Here is a 16,080-nt window from a genome sequence, read left to right as displayed (position 1 = left end):
TTGTCTGTGTTTTCAAAAATGTTTAGCCGCGGTGCTGGAAGCCGAGTTTTCTCCCAAGCCGCGACGCGTAAAATTCGCCGATCAGACCGCGCCGGAACACCAGAACGCAGGCCATGAAAACGAGGCCGGTGATGATGGTGACCGGGAAATCCGATGTCGCGAGATAGTTCTGCAGGGTGACGACGAGACCCGCGCCAAAAATCGGGCCAATCATGGTGCCGATGCCGCCGAGTAGCGTCATCAGGATCACTTCGCCGGACATCTGCCAGGTCACATCCGTCAGCGTCGCGAACTGGAAGACCAGCGCCTTCAGACCGCCCGCGAGACCGGCCAGCGTCGCCGACATCACGAAAGCACCGAGCTTGTAGCGCTGCACGCTGTAACCCAGCGAAATAGCGCGCTGTTCGTTTTCGCGGATGGATTTCAGGATCATGCCGAAGGGCGAATTGACGAAACGCCAGATGACAAGAAGCGCCAGCACAAAGGCGGCCAGCACCGTGTAATAGATATTGAGTGGTGCGTTGAGATCGAGAAGGCCGAAAAGGTGGCCGCGCGGCACGCCCTGCAAGCCATCCTCACCATGGGTGAAGGGCGCCTGAAGGCAGAAGAAATAAAACATCTGCGACAGCGCCAGCGTGATCATGGCGAAATAGATGCCTTGGCGGCGAATGGCGAAGAAGCCGATGACGAGACCGAGCAGCGCCGCCCCCGCCATACCGATGACAAGGCCGATCTCGGGCGTCACGCCCCATTCCTTCACCGAATAGGCGGTGAAATAGGCTGCACCGCCGAAAAACGCCGCATGGCCGAAGGACAGAAGGCCGGTGTAACCGATCAGGAGGTTGAAGGCGCAGGCAAACAGCGCAAAGCACAGCAACTTCATCAGAAAAATCGGATAAACGAACATCGGCGCGGCGATGAGCACGGCAAGCCCTGCAAGAATAAGCACGGTTTTGATGGTGCCGGCAGTCGTCGAAACCTCCGTCTGCGGCATTGCTCCGGCGGTGGGGCTATGGGTGGCTTTGGACATATCAGGCGTCCTTTCCGAAAAGTCCGGCGGGGCGGATGAGCAGCACAAAGGCCATGATGACGAAGATGACGATGTTGGAGGCTTCCGGGTAGAACACCTTGGTCAAGCCTTCGGCGACACCCAGCATGTAACCGGTGACGATGGCGCCCATGATCGACCCCATGCCGCCAACCACAACCACCGCGAAGACGACGATGATGAGGTTCGTGCCCATCAGCGGCGACACCTGATAGATCGGCGCGGCGAGAACCCCGGTGAACCCGGCAAGGCCGGCACCCAGCGCGTAGGTCAACGTCAGGAGAACGGGCACATTGATGCCGAAAGCCTGCACCAGCGTCGGGTTTTCCGTCGCAGCGCGCAGATAGGAGCCAAGCCGCGTCTTTTCGATCAACGCCCAGGTGGCGATGCAGACGATGAGCGAAATGACGACAACAAAAGCGCGGTAATTCGGCAGGAACATGAAGCCGAGATTGGTGCCGCCGGCAAGCTCGCGCGGCACCGAATAGGGTTGGCCCGCCGCGCCATAAAGCCAACGGAACGTGCCTTCCACCACCAGAGCCAGACCGAAGGTGAATAGCAGCCCGTAAAGCGGATCGAGATCGTAAAGCCGCGACAGCAGGAAACGTTCGACGATCGCACCGAACAGCGCCACGACGAAAGGTGTGACGATGAGCGCCACCCAGAAATTGATGCCGAAATATTGCAGGCCGAGGAAGGCGACGAAAGCGCCGAGCATATATTGCGCGCCATGGGCAAAATTGATGACGCGCAGCAGGCCGAAAATGACGGCAAGGCCAAGCGACAGCAGCGCATAAAACGACCCGTTGATAAGGCCCACCAGCAATTGCCCGAGGAGTGCCTGAATTGGAACGCCGAAGATCATCGTCATCGTTAAACCCCCAGCACCTTGTTGAGCTCGCCCATGCGGCCGGAAAGCTCGCTGACCGGAAAATTGCTGACCATCTGACCGTGATCCATCAGGTAAAAACGGTCGGCGATACGGCTGGCGAAACGGAAATTCTGTTCGACCAGAACAACGGTCATGCCGCGGCTCTTCAGCTTTTGCAGCACCTCGCCGATGCGCTGGACGATGACCGGGGCAAGCCCTTCGGTCGGTTCGTCAAGCAGCAGCACCTTCACCCCGGTGCGCAGGATGCGCGCCATGGCGAGCATCTGCTGCTCGCCACCGGATAGCTTGGTGCCGGGGCTGGTGCGGCGTTCGTAGAGATTGGGAAACAACTCGTATATCTCATCGAGCGTCATGCCGCCGGATGCGACGACGGGCGGCAGCTTCAGGTTCTCCTCGACGCTCAGCGTCGCGAAGATGCCGCGCTCTTCCGGCACGAAACCGAGGCCGTATTTCGCCGTGCGATGCAGCGGCACCGGCATCAGATCCTTGCCGCCCAGCTTGATGACGCCCTTGCGATTGCGGATGATGCCCATGATGGTGCGCAGCGTCGTGGTCTTGCCCACACCGTTGCGGCCGAGAATGGTGATGGTTTCACCTTCGCCGACGGTCAGATCGACGCCGTGCAGGGCCTGGCTTTCGCCATACCAGGATTTCAGGTTGGAGACTTCGAGCATTGCCGCCATATCAAGCCTCCTCCGTGCCCATATAGGCCGTGCGCACACGCGGATCGGCGGCAACGGCGGCATAATCGCCCTCCGCCAGAATTTCACCGCGTTGCAAGACCGTGACGTGGTGGCAGATATCGGCCACGACTTTCAGATTATGTTCGACCATCAGCACAGCGCGTGTCTTTGCCACCTCGCGGATGAGTTCGGCGACGTGGGCGACATCCTCGCCGCCCATGCCGGCCATCGGTTCATCGAGCAGCAGAACCTTCGGATCGAGCGCCAGCGTGGTGGCGATTTCAAGCACACGCTTGCGGCCGTAGGAAAGATCGGCCGCAAGCGCATGTTTTTCCCGTGTCAGGCCGACCATGGCGATCAGCTCCTCGGCGCGGGCGTTCAGCCTGTCGAGCGAGGAGAGCGGCAGCCAGAACTGCGTTGCAAGGCTGTTCGGCCGCTGCAACGCCACCCGCACGTTTTCCAGAACCGTCAGATGCGGAAACACCGCCGATATCTGGAAAGACCTGACGAGGCCGAGACGCGCCACCTTGTCCGGTGGCGTCCTTGTTATGTCCGTTCCCATGAAGGTGATCGCCCCGCCTGTCGGCTGGAGAAACTTGGTCAACAGGTTGAAGACCGTGGTTTTGCCGGCACCGTTCGGACCGATAAGCGCATGCACTCGGGCATGGTGGACGTCGAGATCGACGTTTTTCACGGCCGCGAATGCGCCGAAGGTCTTGGAGAGACCGCGCGCCGAAAGAACGACGCGAGGTTCGGCCTGCCCGGCAAGGGCGGGAGCGATCGTCATCAAGCTTTCCCCTTTTTATTCTTCTTTACTGCGTTACCAGCGGGCAACCGCTCTTTGCGGGGTCCATGAAGGCTTCCTTGCCGGGGATGGTGGCCAGTACCTTGTAATAATCCCACGGCTGCTTGCTTTCGTCCGGCTTCTTCACTTCCATGAGATACATGTCGTGGATCATGCGGCCGTTGGCGGCCACATGGCCGTCCTTCGAGAAGACGTCGTTGACAGGCATTTCCTTCATGGCCTTGGCGACGGCATCGGCATCGTCGGTGCCGGCCTTTTCGATGGCTTTCAGGTAGTGCAGCACGGCGGAATAGGTGCCTGCATGAACCATGTTCGGCATGGCGCCGGTGCGTTCCTTGAAGCGTTCGCCGAACTTGCGCGATTCATCGTCGCGGTCCCAATAAAAGCCTTCCGTCAGCGTCAACCCTTGAGCCGCTTCGAGACCGAGGCCGTGGACTTCGGCGAGCGTGAAGAGAAGCGCCGCAAGCCGCTGGCCACCGGCCACGATGCCGAATTCGGCCGCCTGCTTGATGGCGTTGGAGGTATCGAGACCGGCATTGGCAAGGCCGATGACCTTCGCGCCCGAGGACTGCGCCTGCAGCAGGAAGGAGGAATAATCCGTCGTGGCGAGCGGATGGCGAACGGAACCCAGCACCTTACCGCCATTGGACTTGACGAAATTGGCGGTATTTTCTTCCAGCGAATAACCGAAGGCATAGTCGGCGGTCAGGAAGAACCAGCTGTCGCCGCCCTGCTTGACGAGCGCGCCGCCGGTGCCGACCGCCAGCGAATAGGTGTCATAGGCCCAGTGGAAACCATAGGGGCTGCACTGCTTGCCGGTCAGCTCGGTGGTTGCCGCACCCGTATTGATGGTAATCTTCTTCTTGTCCTTGGACAGCGCCTGCACGGCCAGACCGACCGACGACGAGGTCAGTTCCATAATCGAATCGACCTGTTCGGTATCGTACCATTGGCGGGCGATATTGGAGGCGACGTCCGCCTTGTTCTGGTGGTCGGCCGTCACCACTTCCACCGGCGCATCGAGCACCTTGCCGCCGAAATCCTCAACCGCCATCTTCGCGGCTTCATAAGAGTATTTGCCGCCGAAATTGGCGTAGACGCCAGATTGGTCGTTCAAAATGCCGATCTTGACCTTGCCGTCAGAAATCTCGGCGGCATAAGCGGCGGTGCCAGCGGCCAGCGCCATGGCCGCGGATAAAACGATACTCTTGCGCATGACTTCTCCTCCCAGAGATGATTGCGAGCCTCAGATTGTCTGTGCAACGGTGAACGAACCGCGTGGGGGACCTGCATGCCATTGCACCTGAACGGTCACACCGCCCTCCTCAAAGCGATGCATCCTGAGCCTAGACTTCTCGAATTCGGCCGTTGACACAAGAGCGGGGCATCATCAAATTGCGAACAGGAACTGTTCATTTTTGAACAGAACTCTTGATGGGAGACAAATATGGCCACCCCTTTCACCTGGGACGACCTGCAATATTTTCTGGCCGTGGCCCGCACCGGACAGCTCTCATCGGCAGCCAGAAGCTTGCGCACCAGCCACGCCACCGTCTCCCGCCATATCGACCGGCTGGAATTCTCGCTTAAAACCAAGCTGTTCGAGCGAAACCCGCGCGGTTATGAACTCACGACCGTCGGGCGGCGGCTGGTGGATACGGTCGAGCGTATCGAGGCGGAAGCCGAACGGCTGCAATCGGATATTTCCGAAAGCGGCAGCCTGCTGCGCGGCGTGGTGCGCCTTAGCGCGCCTGAAGGTTTTTCCAATTTTTTCTTCGTGGAAAGGCTGAAAGACTTCGCCGTGACCCATCCGCACATCATGGTGGAAATGGTGACGATCCAGCAGATCATGGCGCTTTCCCGAAAGGAGGCGGATGTCGCCGTCACGCTCGATCCGCCGAAGGCCGGTCCCTATATCAACGAACAGATCATCGATTATACGCTGCATATCTATGCCTCGCGTTCCTATCTCGCCGGGCGGCCGAAAATCACCAAGCGGGAGGACCTGCTCGATCATTTCTTCATCGGTTACGTGCAGGACCTGATCTTCTCGCCGGGTCTCGACTATATGCGCGATGTGCTGCCCGGCCTGCGTCCGGGCTTTCAGTCCTCGAGTATTTTCGCGCAGCTGACGGCCACGCTGAGCGGCCGGGGCCTGTGCATCCTGCCGAATTTCATTGCTGCGCGTTTTCCGGACCTCCAGATGGTGCTTGCCGGTGAGGTGGAACTGCGGCGCGGCTACTGGCTGACGAGCCATCAAGACCTTGCCAATGTACCGCGTGTGCGCTCGCTGATGGACTTCATTCTCACCACGGCGCGCGCGCATGAGAAACTCTTCATCCTCGACCGCAGGACGATGGTCTGAACAGCGATCGTTCACATTTCGGCGACACCGTGTCTACGCGTGGCCGGTTGGAGGATGCGCGCGCCAGCCTATATGACTGACAACAACGAAGCCGGTTTGTGAAGACCGGCATCCTCCGACATCTGGAAGGTCATCATGAAAAAAATCGGATTCCTGTCCTTCGGCCACTGGACGCCCTCGCCCCAGTCGCAGACCCGCTCGGCTGCGGACACGCTGCTGCAATCGATAGACCTCGCCGTCGCGGCGGAAGAGCTGGGCGCCGACGGCGCTTATTTCCGCGTGCACCATTTCGCCCGCCAGCTTGCCTCGCCCTTTCCGCTGCTGGCCGCCGTCGGCGCGCGCACGAAAAAGATCGAGATCGGCACCGGCGTTATCGACATGCGTTATGAAAACCCGTTCTACATGGCGGAGGACGCCGGTTCGGCCGACCTCATCGCCGGCGGCCGCCTGCAGCTCGGCATCAGCCGCGGCTCGCCGGAGCAGGTGATCGATGGCTGGCGTTATTTCGGTTACCGTCCGGCCGAAGGCCAGAGCGAAGAAGACATGGCGCGTCAGCACACCGAAGTCTTCCTCGAGCTTTTGAAGGGCGAAGGTTTCGCTGAGCCGAACCCGCGCCCGATGTTCCCGAACCCGCCCGGCCTTTTGCGGCTGGAGCCGCATTCCGAAGGGCTGCACGAGCGCATCTGGTGGGGTTCGAGTTCCAATGCAACGGCAGTCTGGGCGGCAAAGCTCGGCATGAACCTGCAAAGCTCCACCCTGAAAACGGACGAAACGGGCGAGCCTTTCCATGTCCAGCAGGCGCAGCAGATCCGCACCTTCCGGGAAGCATGGAAGGAAGCAGGCCACACCCGCGAGCCGCGTGTGTCGGTCAGCCGCAGCATCTTCGCTCTCGTCAACGACCGCGACCGGTCCTATTTCGGTTACGGCAACGAAGGCGATGACAAGATCGGTTATATCGACGACAAGACACGCGCGATCTTCGGGCGCAGCTATGCCGCCGAGCCGGAAAAACTGATCGAACAGCTGAAAGCCGACGAGGCCATCGCCGAGGCCGACACGCTGCTCCTGACCGTGCCGAACCAGCTGGGCGTCGATTACAACGCCCATGTGATCGAGACGATCCTGAAGCAGGTAGCGCCGGCTCTCGGCTGGCGCTAAATTTGGAAAAATTGCATCATCCACACTCCGTCATGCCGGACTAGATCCGGCATGACGGAGGACGGGCTTCCCTCCTTTAAAATCCGGGCTGTATACCGCTGCTCATTTCACCGCCTTGCCATAACGGGCGAAGCTTTCAGCCAGCGGCGTGGTGCTGGCGCCGGGGTGCTCCGGACGTTTGTAAACGCCATCCCACACATGGATCGGCTCTTCGAAATGATCCTTGATCCAGGGAATATATTCGAGAATTGTCGAAGCCGGGTGCCAGTAGCTCAGATGCACATGCACCTGGCTCATCTCGCCGGCATGCGGCACCACGGGCAGGCGATGGGCGAGCGCCAGATCGGCGACCTGAATATATTCGGTGATGCCGCCAAGCCGGGTCACATCCGGCTGAACATAGGCAACCGCACCGGCATCGATGAATGAGCGGAACGCATCCACCGTGTAGAGCTGTTCCCCGAGCGCAATCGGAATGGACGTATTGCGCGCCAGCCGCGCATGGCTCGTCACATCGTCATACCAGAGAGGCTCCTCGAACCAGTAAATGTCCAGATCTTTCGCCGCCGCGCAGAAACGCTGGCATGTGGGCAAATCCCACTTGCCGTTGCCGTCGATGGCGATGCGGATGGAAGAACCGACACGCTTGCGCACTGCCGCAAGGCGGGCAATGTCGATATTCGGATCGTCATGCCCGACCTTGATCTTCAGCCGGGTGAACCCATCCTCCTCCACCGCCCTTGCGCTGCCCGCGAGCAAATCCTCCAGTGTGAAGGAAAGCCAGCCAATATCGGTATTATAGGCCTCCACCGCCGCCGTGCGCGCGCCGCCGAGATAGTGCCAGAGCGGCACGCCCGCCTTTTTCGCCTTCAGGTCCCAGAGCGCGACGTCAACTGCGGCCAGCGCCAGATGGGTGATGCCCGCCCTGCCGACCCATTGCAGCGCCGGATAACGGGCCAGTTTCGTCCACAGCCTCGAATGGTCCGACGCATCCTCCCCCACCAGCAAGGGCGCGTAACAATCGCTGATGCAGGATGTGATCAGCCTGTCCGACGGCAGATGCGCGTGGGTGCCGGTAAAACCATAGCCCTCAAGGCCATCGCTCGTGGTGATCTTTGCGCCGACGACGCCCCAATGGGTGATGCTGTGGGTAGAATCGGAAATGGACTCCGATGTCAGCGGCAGGTGCAGGATGAAAGGTTCGACAGCGGTAATTTTCATGATCGGTCATTCCTCGATGCTTGATCGCTTCCGGGGAGGAATAGACGCCGCGTCCCCGCGACCACGGGCCGCGCAGATGGGCTTTCGGGAAATTGCCAGACCGCCCTCCTCCAGCAGCCTGCTTCCGATGATGGATAGAGCTAAAGGAAAAACGGCTTTTGTAAAATAAAAAATTTTTTATTTTTAATATTCAGCCATTGCCAGTCCTTTAAAGCTGGGCAATGATGCCGCCATGAACTCGCTGGTCAAAGTCACGCTCGCCGAACAGGCGCATCAGGAACTGCGCGCGCGCATCGTCAGCGGCAGATTGCGCGGCGGCGAACGCCTGCTGCCCAATGAGCTTGCCGCCGATCTCGGCATCAGCCCCACGCCGGTCAAGGAAGCCTGCCTGAAACTCGAGGCCGATGGGCTGGTGGTCAATTCCTCCCGGCGCGGCATGGTGGTACGCGATTTCACCGTAGAGGATGTGGAGGAACTTTACGCCGCCAGAATGCTGCTCGAAAAAGGCGCGGTGGAAGTGGCCTTCGACGCCGGGCAACTGGATGGAGCGCTGCACGCGGAACTGCTGGAAAGCCTGGCGAAACATCGCGAATTCGCCAAAGGCTCGACGCTCGACGAATTGTCGAAAGCGCTTTTTTACGACCGCAGCTTCCATACGACCCTTGTGTCGGCCGCGCGCATTCCGGTCATTTCCGGCTCGCATGAGCGCATTCTCGACCAGACCCACACGGTTTTCGTCTCGATCCTCGGCGACTACGCCCGCTCGGTCGAGGAGCACCAGAATATCGCCGATGCCATCGCCGCCGGCAGCAAGGCCCAGATCGTCGATGCCCTGTGGCGGCATCTCGAGCGCAGCCGCCAGAATACGCTGCGCCAGGTCCGGCTGCTCAAAGAGGCCGGCGCCTGATCATTCCGCATATAAGGGAGGAACCGACATGATGCGCCACAAGCCGGACGCCGCAATGAGAGCGGCGCGAGCCACAATCGTCCCGTTCCGCATGGGGATTTCGCATCGATGACAGACCGGCTTTCCGCTGCAACCCTGCCCCGCCTGCCGCAATCCGTCACGACACCCGCCTATGACCGCCAAAGCGTCACGCCCGGCATCGTCCACCTCGGCGTCGGGGCCTTTCATCGGGCGCATCAGGCGGTTTTCATCGACGATTGCCTTAATCGCGGCGAAACCCGATGGGGCATCGTCGCCGCATCGCTGCGCAGCCCGGACACGCGTGACGCCATCGAGCCGCAGGATAATCTCTACACCTTTTGCCTGCGAGACGGTGAGAGCGAGCGCCTGCGCATCATCGGTTCGATTCTCGAAACCATCGTCGCGCCGGAAGAGCCCGAGCGGCTGGTGGAGCGGATGGCCGATCCGCGCGTCCTCATCGTCACCCTGACCGTGACGGAAAAAGGTTACCTGACCAATCTCGCCTCTCGCAGCCTGCTGCGCGATCATCCCGATATCGTCCATGATCTCGAAAACCCGGAGCGGCCGCGCTCCATCTTCGGCTTCGTCCTTGCGGCCACACGGCGCAGGCGCAGGCAAGGTTCTCAGCCCCTGACGCTCCTTTCCTGCGACAACCTGCCCGCCAACGGCCATGTGCTGCAAAAGCTGCTGCTGGAATTTGCGGAACTGGCCGATCCGGAACTGGCTTCCTTCATCGAAACAAACATTGCCTGCCCCTGCTCGATGGTGGACCGGATCGTTCCCGCCACCACGGATACCGACCGCGAGGCGATTTCGACCGCACTCGGCCTCAGCGATGCCTGGCCGGTGGTAGCTGAACCCTATTTCCGTTTCGTCATTGAAGATCGTTTTCCGCATGGAAGGCCGGCGCTCGAGAAATCGGGTGTGGAATTCGTCGGCAATGTCGAACCATACGAGCATATGAAGCTCAGAATGCTGAACGGCTCCCACAGCGCCATCGCCGCCATCGGCCAGATTGCCGGCCTTGCGACGGTGGCGGATGCCTGGGGTGAAACGCCCGTGCGCGATTTCATCGACGCCTATTGGCGCGAGATCGAACGGACGCTCGACCCCGCCGTCGACGGGGCGGAATTCGCAGCCGGCCTGCGGGAGCGTTTCGCCAATCCCTCATTGCAGCACAAGACCATGCAGATCGCCTCCGATGCGTCGCAGAAAGTACCGCTGCGCATTCTTGGCCCCTTGCGCGAATTGCTTGCGGAGAAGGCTGAAAGCCGGACGGTCATTTTCGCCGTCGCGCTCTGGATCGGGTCCTGCGCGGACAAGAATGAAAAGGGGCAGCCGATCACCATTCTCGATCCCGCTTTCAAGGAGTGGGATGCGCCGGATCAACTGGCAATGGCGCCGGATGCGGTCGTCGACCGTTTTCTGACTTTCGAGCGCACATTTGGCAGCGACCTGCCCAGGAACGAAACCTTCGTCCCAGCCCTGAAAGCCGCCTACCGCGACATTCGGGAACACGGCGCGCTTGCGGCAATCGCGCGTTTCCTGAAGTCCTGAAAAAGAACAGGCCGGAAATCCGGCCTGTTTTTAACCTCGGTCGTCAGTCTTCAGGCTGTCGCTGCCAGCCGTGCCGCCTTGCGGCGTTCCACGCGGGCGCGGATGGCATCGACATCCGTTATCGGTGTCGCGGCGAAAAGCTGGCGGGTATAGGGATGTTTCGGGTCGGCGAAGAGTTCCTCGCGCGTGCCCTGCTCCACCGCCACACCCTTCGAAATGACCATCACATCATCGGCGATGTAACGCACCACCGAAAGATCGTGGCTGACGAAAACATAGGTCAGCTCGAATTCTTCCTGAAGGTCGGCGAGAAGGTTCAGCACCTGCGCCTGCACGGAAAGATCGAGCGCGGAGACCGGCTCGTCCAGCACCAGCAGCGCCGGGTTTAGCATCAGTGCGCGCGCAATGGCGATGCGCTGGCGCTGGCCGCCGGAGAACATGTGCGGATAACGGTTGAAATGCTCAGGACCGAGACCGACCTTCACCAGCATGGCTTCGGCCCGCTCGCGGCGCTCGGAAGCCGGTATCTTGGTGTTGATGACCAGCGGTTCCATCAGCACGTCGCCCACCTTCTGGCGCGGATTGAGGCTGCCATAGGGGTTCTGGAACACCATCTGCACCTTGGAGCGCATCTCCGTATCGGGACGGCGTCTCGCGATATCGACCGGCTTGCCCTCGATCTTCAGTTCGCCGCCGGATGCCGGATCGATCAGCGCGATGATGCGCGCCAGCGTCGATTTACCGGAGCCGGATTCACCGACGATGGCCAGCGTCTTGCCGCGCTCGACGGTAAAGTCGATGCCCTTCAGGGCCTGCACCGTCTTGGCGCCGCCGAACAGGCCGCCGGGAACATGATAGTCGCGGGTAATGCCCTTGCCTTCGACAACGATACTCATTGAACGCCCTCCTTGCCGAAGAAATCGGAAACCGTGGGCAAACGGTCGCCGGTGGCATTTTCCGGCAGGGCCGAAAGCAGTGCCTTGGTATAGGGATGCTGCGGGGCCTCGAACAGGCTCAAGACATCCGCCTCTTCCATCTTGCGGCCCTTATATTGCACGACGACGCGATCTGCGGTTTCCGCCACCACACCCATGTCATGGGTGATGAGGATCAGCGCCATGCCATATTCCGCCTGCAGGTTCATCAGCAGATCGAGAATCTGCTTCTGGATCGTCACATCGAGCGCGGTGGTCGGCTCGTCGGCGATCAGCAGGCGCGGTTTGGAGGCGATCGCAATCGCGATCATCACGCGCTGGCACTGGCCGCCCGACATCTGGTGCGGATAGGCCTTGAGCTTGGTTTCCGGCTCGGGAATGCCGACAGCACGGAACAGTTCCAGAGCGCGGGCACGTGCGGCAGCGCCGCTCATGCCGAGATTGAGGCGCAGAACCTCCTCGATCTGGAAACCGACCGTGAAGGACGGGTTGAGCGAGGCGACCGGCTCCTGGAAGATCATGGTGATCTCGCGGCCGATCACCCGGCGGCGCTCCTGCGGCGACATGGCCAAAAGGTTCTTGCCATCGAAGGTCATCTCGTCGGCGGTAATCGTCGCCGTATCGGGCAGAAGCCCCATGACGGCGAGCATCGATACCGACTTGCCGGAACCGGACTCGCCGACGATGGCCAGCACCTCGTGCTTGTCGACGGAAACATCGATGCCGTTGACGGCCGTGAAAGCGCCGGTGGCGGTGGCGAATTTGACGGTGAGGTTCTTGATTTTCAGCAGGCTCATCGCTCAGCTCCGCTTCAGTTTGGGATCGAGCGCATCGCGCAGGCCATCACCCATGAGGTTGATGGCGAGCACCGAGATCAGGATCGTCAGGCCCGGAAGGGTCACGACCCACCAGGCGCGCAGCATGAATTCACGCGCGTCCGCCAGCATCGTGCCCCATTCGGAGGCGGGCGGCTGCGCGCCCATGCCGAGGAAGCCGAGAGCGGCGGCATCGAGAACCGCGGACGAAAAGGAAAGCGTCGCCTGAACGATCAGCGGCGCAAGGCAGTTCGGCAGGATAGTCTTGAACATCAGCCGGAAATTGCCGGCGCCGGCCACCCGGGCAGCAGTGACATAGTCACGCCGGAGTTCGCTCATGACGGCAGCACGTGCCAGACGCGCGAAATGCGGCTGATAGGCGATGGCGATGGCAATCATGGCGTTGGTGAGGCCGGGTCCAAGTATCGCGACCAGCACCAACGCCAAGAGCAGCGATGGAACTGCGAGAATGACGTCCATTACGCGCATGATGACGGTATCAATCCAGCCGCCGAAGAAACCGGCGACGAGACCGATGACGATGCCGCCCACAAGGGCGATGGAGACGACGACGACGCCGATAAATAGCGAATATTGCGCGCCGTAGATCAGGCGGGACAGCATGTCGCGACCCACCGCATCGGTGCCGAAGAAGAAGCCGGCACGGCCGCCTTCCTGCCAGACCGGCGGGACGAGAAGAGCATCACGATATTGCTGGGTGGGATCATGCGGCGCGATCAACGGCGCGAAGACTGCCAACAACACCAGAAGGATGAAGACGGCAAGGCCGATGACGGCGCCGCGGTTCTGGCGGAAATAGAACCAGAAATCGGCAAGCATCCGGCGGCGGATGGCGGCGTCCGAAAGGCGGATGCCGGGAGTTGTGGTCACATCGGTCATTTGTGACGGATCCTTGGATTGATTAGGCCGTAGGTCAGATCGACGAGCAGATTGATGATCATCACCAGACCTGTGATCAGGAGCAGACCGCTCTGCACAGATGGATAGTCACGGCGCATGATGGAATCGATCATCCACTTGCCGATGCCCGGCCAGGAAAAGATGGTTTCGGTCAGAATAGCGCCGGCCATCAGCACACCAGTCTGCAGGCCTATGGTAGTTATAACCGGAATCATCGCATTTCTTAATGCATGGATGCCGACGACGCGCGCAGGTGACATGCCTTTGGCTCGAGCCGTACGGACATAGTCCTCGCCCAGAACCTCCAGCATCGCCGATCGTGTCTGTCGGGCAATCACAGCTAGCGGAATTGTGGCAAGCACAATGGAAGGAAGGACGAGATGGGACACAGCCGACGCGAACGCTCCCTTCTGTCCCGAAATTAAGCTGTCGATCAGCATGAAACCGGTAACGGAAGGAAAGAAATACATCAGCGAGATTCGCCCCGTGACAGGCGTCCACTGCAAAGCACCAGAGAAGAGGACGATGAGCTGTAAACCCCACCAGAAGATCGGCATGGAGAAACCGACCAGCGCAGTCGTCATGACGATCTGATCTAACCAGGAACCGCGACGAATGGCAGCAAGGGCACCGATAGGAACGCCGATCAAGGTTGCGATGATGATGGCGACGAGACCAAGCTCGACCGTCGCGGGGAAGAGCGACAGGAACTCGGTGAGAACCGGCTTCTTGGTGACCAGCGAATTGCCGAGATCGCCCTGAAGCAGCCGTCCGAGGAAATGAAGATATTGCTGCCAGATGGGCTGGCTGAAGCCGAGCTGTTCGGCAAGCTGCGCATGCCGTTCGGGTGAAATGCCGCGTTCGCCCGCCATCAGCAGCACGGGATCTCCCGGCAGGACGCGCACGAAGGAGAAGGCGACAAAGGTGATCCCGAGAAATGTCGGAACGAGATAGAGAAGTTTGCCGAGAATGAACCGGATCATGGCTTTTTCCTGAAAAGACGCGCGGAAGAACAGGGTCCTTCCGCGCGTCCGCTGTTTGGGATTATTCCGCGATGTCGACGTTTTCGAAGGTGAAGTCGCCAAGCGGGCTCATGGTGAAGCCGGAAACCTTGGCGGACATCGGAACGAACTGCGTGGAATGCGCAAGCGTCGCCCACGGAGCCTGTTCCTTGAAGATCACCTGCGCCTGCTCGTAAAGCTTGGTGCGCTCGGCAACGTCAGTCGCCTGCTTCGCCTTGGAAATCAGCTCGGAGAACTCCTTGTTGCACCACTGCGCACGGTTCGTGCCGCCTTCGCCTGCCGAAGCGCAGGAGAGCAGAACGCCCATGAAGTTGTCCGGATCACCGTTGTCACCGGTCCAGCCGAGGATGACGGCGCCGTCGCGGTTCACTTCGGTCGACTTCTTGAGGTATTCACCCCATTCATAGGAGACGATCTCAGCCTTGACGCCGACCTTGGCGAAATCCGCCTGGATGAGTTCGGCGGTGCGGCGTGCATTCGGCATGTAAGGACGCTGAACCGGCATTGCCCAGATCTTCATCGACAGATCCTTGACGCCAGCGGCTTCGAGAGCCTTCTTGGCCGCTTCCGGATCGTACGCATCGTCCTTGATGCTGTCGTTATAGGACCACATCGTCGGCGGGATCGGGTTCTTGGCAACCTGACCGGCGCCCTGGAACACGGCGTCGATGATGGCCTGCTTGTTCATCGCCATGTTCAGCGCCTTGCGGACTTCCGGCTTGTCGAAAGGCGCAACGGTGGTGTTGTAGGCGAAGTAGGCGACGTTCAGACCCGACTGTTCATCGAGCTTGAGGTTGGAATCGGCGCGGATGGCGGCAAGGTCAGCCGGTGCCGGGTAAGGCATCAGGTGGCATTCGCCGGCCTTCAGCTTCTGCAGACGAACGGCGGCGTCCGGCGTGATCGCGAAGATCAGGTCGTCGATCTTCGGTGCTTCACCCCAGTAGTCGGCGTTCTTCTGGTAACGGATGACCGCGTCCTTCTGATAGGCGACGAACTTGAACGGGCCCGTGCCGATCGGCAGGTTGTTGAAGTCTTCCTTGGTGCCGGCCTTTTCCAGCGTATCGGCATATTCCTTCGATACGATGGAGGCGAAAGGCATGGCGATGTTGGCGAGGAACGGCGCTTCCGGACGCGTCAGCACGAACTTGACGGTGTAATCGTCGACCTTGACGATTTCCTTGATCAGCGACGGCATTTCCATGGAGTTGAAATATTCGTAGGTGATGCCTGCGATATACTGGTTCCACGGGTTCTTCGCATCGCGCTGGCGGTCGTAGCTGAAGATCACGTCATCGGCGTTGAATTCGCGGCTCGGCGTGAACTTGTCGTTGGCGTGCCACTTCACGCCCTTGCGCAGGTGGAAGGTATATTCCAGACCGTCGCTCGAAACTTCCCATTTTTCGGCAAGGCCGGGCTCAACTTCGGTCGTACCCTTCTTGAACTCGGTCAGGCGGTTGTAGACCGGATGCGCGGAAGCGTCGAAGGTGCCGCCAGCGGTGTAAGGCGACGGATCGAAGCCTTCCGGCGATGCCTCGGAGCAATAAACGAAGGTCTTCGCCATGGCGGGCATGGCGGAAGTGATCGCAATCGCAGAGGCGATAAGCAAACTGCGGGTCAGCGTTTTCATCTGGTGGTCCTTTCCCTCTTTTTCTGAGTTCCTGCGGCCCCGTCCGGGGGCCTACCTCTTCTGGTCAGCAGCGACGCGGGAGCCCCGTGTCGCTGTTCGGTCC

Annotated in this window: 15 protein-coding genes; 4 read left to right on the top strand and 11 right to left on the bottom strand. The window is 60.3% G+C overall.

Going from position 1 to position 16,080, the window contains the following annotated elements:
* Positions 1-22 precede the first annotated feature (22 nt).
* The 5 genes from I3J13_RS12120 to I3J13_RS12100 are packed head-to-tail and all read right to left on the bottom strand — an operon-like array spanning position 23 to position 4,644.
* Positions 23-1,030 carry a branched-chain amino acid ABC transporter permease gene (locus I3J13_RS12120; RefSeq protein ID WP_080839024.1) on the bottom strand — a complete coding sequence of 336 codons (1,008 nt, stop codon included), beginning with the start codon at positions 1,028-1,030 and terminating at the stop codon, positions 23-25.
* Position 1,031: 1 nt separating this feature from the next.
* Positions 1,032-1,919 carry a branched-chain amino acid ABC transporter permease gene (locus tag I3J13_RS12115; RefSeq protein WP_003522496.1) on the bottom strand — a complete coding sequence of 296 codons (888 nt, stop codon included), beginning with the start codon at positions 1,917-1,919 and terminating at the stop codon, positions 1,032-1,034.
* A gap of 2 nt (positions 1,920-1,921) precedes the next feature.
* A complete protein-coding gene (locus I3J13_RS12110) occupies positions 1,922-2,623 on the bottom strand; it encodes an ABC transporter ATP-binding protein (protein ID WP_065657340.1) in 702 nt (233 codons plus the stop codon).
* Between the two features lies 1 nt (position 2,624).
* Positions 2,625-3,410: an ABC transporter ATP-binding protein gene (locus I3J13_RS12105; RefSeq protein WP_003522494.1), complete on the bottom strand. Its 786-nt coding sequence runs from the start codon at positions 3,408-3,410 to the stop codon at positions 2,625-2,627.
* Positions 3,411-3,435: 25 nt separating this feature from the next.
* Complete coding sequence (locus I3J13_RS12100) at positions 3,436-4,644, bottom strand: ABC transporter substrate-binding protein (RefSeq protein WP_196378940.1); 1,209 nt, start codon at positions 4,642-4,644, stop codon at positions 3,436-3,438.
* A 231-nt stretch (positions 4,645-4,875) separates the two neighbouring features.
* On the opposite strand from I3J13_RS12100, the gene I3J13_RS12095 reads away from it, so the two are divergent.
* Together I3J13_RS12095 and I3J13_RS12090 are read left to right on the top strand one after the other, a co-directional pair.
* Complete coding sequence (locus I3J13_RS12095; RefSeq protein WP_059756893.1) at positions 4,876-5,793, top strand: LysR family transcriptional regulator; 918 nt, start codon at positions 4,876-4,878, stop codon at positions 5,791-5,793.
* 135 nt (positions 5,794-5,928) lie between these two features.
* Positions 5,929-6,951: an LLM class flavin-dependent oxidoreductase gene (locus I3J13_RS12090; protein ID WP_196378939.1), complete on the top strand. Its 1,023-nt coding sequence runs from the start codon at positions 5,929-5,931 to the stop codon at positions 6,949-6,951.
* A gap of 102 nt (positions 6,952-7,053) precedes the next feature.
* Here the strand turns inward: I3J13_RS12090 and I3J13_RS12085 are convergent, their stop codons facing one another.
* Positions 7,054-8,172, bottom strand: a complete 1,119-nt coding sequence (locus tag I3J13_RS12085) for a mandelate racemase/muconate lactonizing enzyme family protein (protein WP_196378938.1) — start codon at positions 8,170-8,172, stop codon at positions 7,054-7,056.
* A gap of 232 nt (positions 8,173-8,404) precedes the next feature.
* Here I3J13_RS12085 and I3J13_RS12080 point away from each other — a divergent pair, with 232 nt between their 5' ends.
* Positions 8,405-9,079, top strand: coding sequence for a GntR family transcriptional regulator (locus I3J13_RS12080; RefSeq protein ID WP_020809100.1), 675 nt, complete (start codon positions 8,405-8,407; stop codon positions 9,077-9,079).
* 108 nt (positions 9,080-9,187) lie between these two features.
* Positions 9,188-10,657 (top strand): mannitol dehydrogenase family protein, encoded by a 1,470-nt coding sequence (locus tag I3J13_RS12075; protein WP_196378937.1) that lies wholly within the window; start codon positions 9,188-9,190, stop codon positions 10,655-10,657.
* 50 nt (positions 10,658-10,707) lie between these two features.
* Here I3J13_RS12075 and I3J13_RS12070 read toward each other — a convergent pair whose 3' ends face one another.
* From I3J13_RS12070 to I3J13_RS12050, 5 genes are all read right to left on the bottom strand, one after another.
* The gene (locus tag I3J13_RS12070) at positions 10,708-11,553 is read right to left on the bottom strand and encodes an ATP-binding cassette domain-containing protein (RefSeq protein ID WP_003522486.1); all 846 of its coding nucleotides are present in this window, start codon (positions 11,551-11,553) and stop codon (positions 10,708-10,710) included.
* Entirely contained in the window at positions 11,550-12,389 is an 840-nt protein-coding gene (locus tag I3J13_RS12065) for an ABC transporter ATP-binding protein (protein WP_003522485.1), read from the bottom strand. The genes I3J13_RS12070 and I3J13_RS12065 overlap by 4 nt, the downstream gene beginning before the upstream one ends.
* Positions 12,390-12,392: 3 nt before the next feature.
* Positions 12,393-13,307: an ABC transporter permease subunit gene (locus I3J13_RS12060; RefSeq protein ID WP_196378936.1), complete on the bottom strand. Its 915-nt coding sequence runs from the start codon at positions 13,305-13,307 to the stop codon at positions 12,393-12,395.
* Complete coding sequence (locus I3J13_RS12055) at positions 13,304-14,311, bottom strand: ABC transporter permease subunit (RefSeq protein ID WP_196378935.1); 1,008 nt, start codon at positions 14,309-14,311, stop codon at positions 13,304-13,306. The genes I3J13_RS12060 and I3J13_RS12055 overlap by 4 nt, the downstream gene beginning before the upstream one ends.
* 61 nt (positions 14,312-14,372) lie before the next feature.
* The gene (locus I3J13_RS12050) at positions 14,373-15,977 is read right to left on the bottom strand and encodes an ABC transporter substrate-binding protein (protein WP_137453361.1); all 1,605 of its coding nucleotides are present in this window, start codon (positions 15,975-15,977) and stop codon (positions 14,373-14,375) included.
* Positions 15,978-16,080 lie beyond the last annotated feature (103 nt).

The sequence above is a fragment of the Agrobacterium leguminum genome (genome assembly GCF_015704895.1).
GTDB classification, from domain to species: Bacteria; Pseudomonadota; Alphaproteobacteria; order Rhizobiales; family Rhizobiaceae; genus Agrobacterium; species Agrobacterium leguminum.
This window is presented reverse-complemented; position numbering and strand designations above follow the sequence as displayed.

Excerpts from the sequence above, each read along its gene's own strand:
- I3J13_RS12070 (WP_003522486.1), bottom strand. The coding sequence starts at position 11,553 with ATGAGTATCGTTGTCGAAGGCAAGGGCATTACCCGCGACTATCATGTT.
- I3J13_RS12060 (WP_196378936.1), bottom strand. The coding sequence starts at position 13,307 with ATGACCGATGTGACCACAACTCCCGGCATCCGCCTTTCGGACGCCGCC.
- I3J13_RS12095 (WP_059756893.1), top strand. The coding sequence starts at position 4,876 with ATGGCCACCCCTTTCACCTGGGACGACCTGCAATATTTTCTGGCCGTG.
- I3J13_RS12055 (WP_196378935.1), bottom strand. The coding sequence starts at position 14,311 with ATGATCCGGTTCATTCTCGGCAAACTTCTCTATCTCGTTCCGACATTT.
- I3J13_RS12110 (WP_065657340.1), bottom strand. The coding sequence starts at position 2,623 with ATGGCGGCAATGCTCGAAGTCTCCAACCTGAAATCCTGGTATGGCGAA.
- I3J13_RS12050 (WP_137453361.1), bottom strand. The coding sequence starts at position 15,977 with ATGAAAACGCTGACCCGCAGTTTGCTTATCGCCTCTGCGATTGCGATC.
- I3J13_RS12105 (WP_003522494.1), bottom strand. The coding sequence starts at position 3,410 with ATGACGATCGCTCCCGCCCTTGCCGGGCAGGCCGAACCTCGCGTCGTT.
- I3J13_RS12100 (WP_196378940.1), bottom strand. The coding sequence starts at position 4,644 with ATGCGCAAGAGTATCGTTTTATCCGCGGCCATGGCGCTGGCCGCTGGC.
- I3J13_RS12120 (WP_080839024.1), bottom strand. The coding sequence starts at position 1,030 with ATGTCCAAAGCCACCCATAGCCCCACCGCCGGAGCAATGCCGCAGACG.
- I3J13_RS12080 (WP_020809100.1), top strand. The coding sequence starts at position 8,405 with ATGAACTCGCTGGTCAAAGTCACGCTCGCCGAACAGGCGCATCAGGAA.
- I3J13_RS12085 (WP_196378938.1), bottom strand. The coding sequence starts at position 8,172 with ATGAAAATTACCGCTGTCGAACCTTTCATCCTGCACCTGCCGCTGACA.
- I3J13_RS12090 (WP_196378939.1), top strand. The coding sequence starts at position 5,929 with ATGAAAAAAATCGGATTCCTGTCCTTCGGCCACTGGACGCCCTCGCCC.
- I3J13_RS12075 (WP_196378937.1), top strand. The coding sequence starts at position 9,188 with ATGACAGACCGGCTTTCCGCTGCAACCCTGCCCCGCCTGCCGCAATCC.
- I3J13_RS12115 (WP_003522496.1), bottom strand. The coding sequence starts at position 1,919 with ATGACGATGATCTTCGGCGTTCCAATTCAGGCACTCCTCGGGCAATTG.
- I3J13_RS12065 (WP_003522485.1), bottom strand. The coding sequence starts at position 12,389 with ATGAGCCTGCTGAAAATCAAGAACCTCACCGTCAAATTCGCCACCGCC.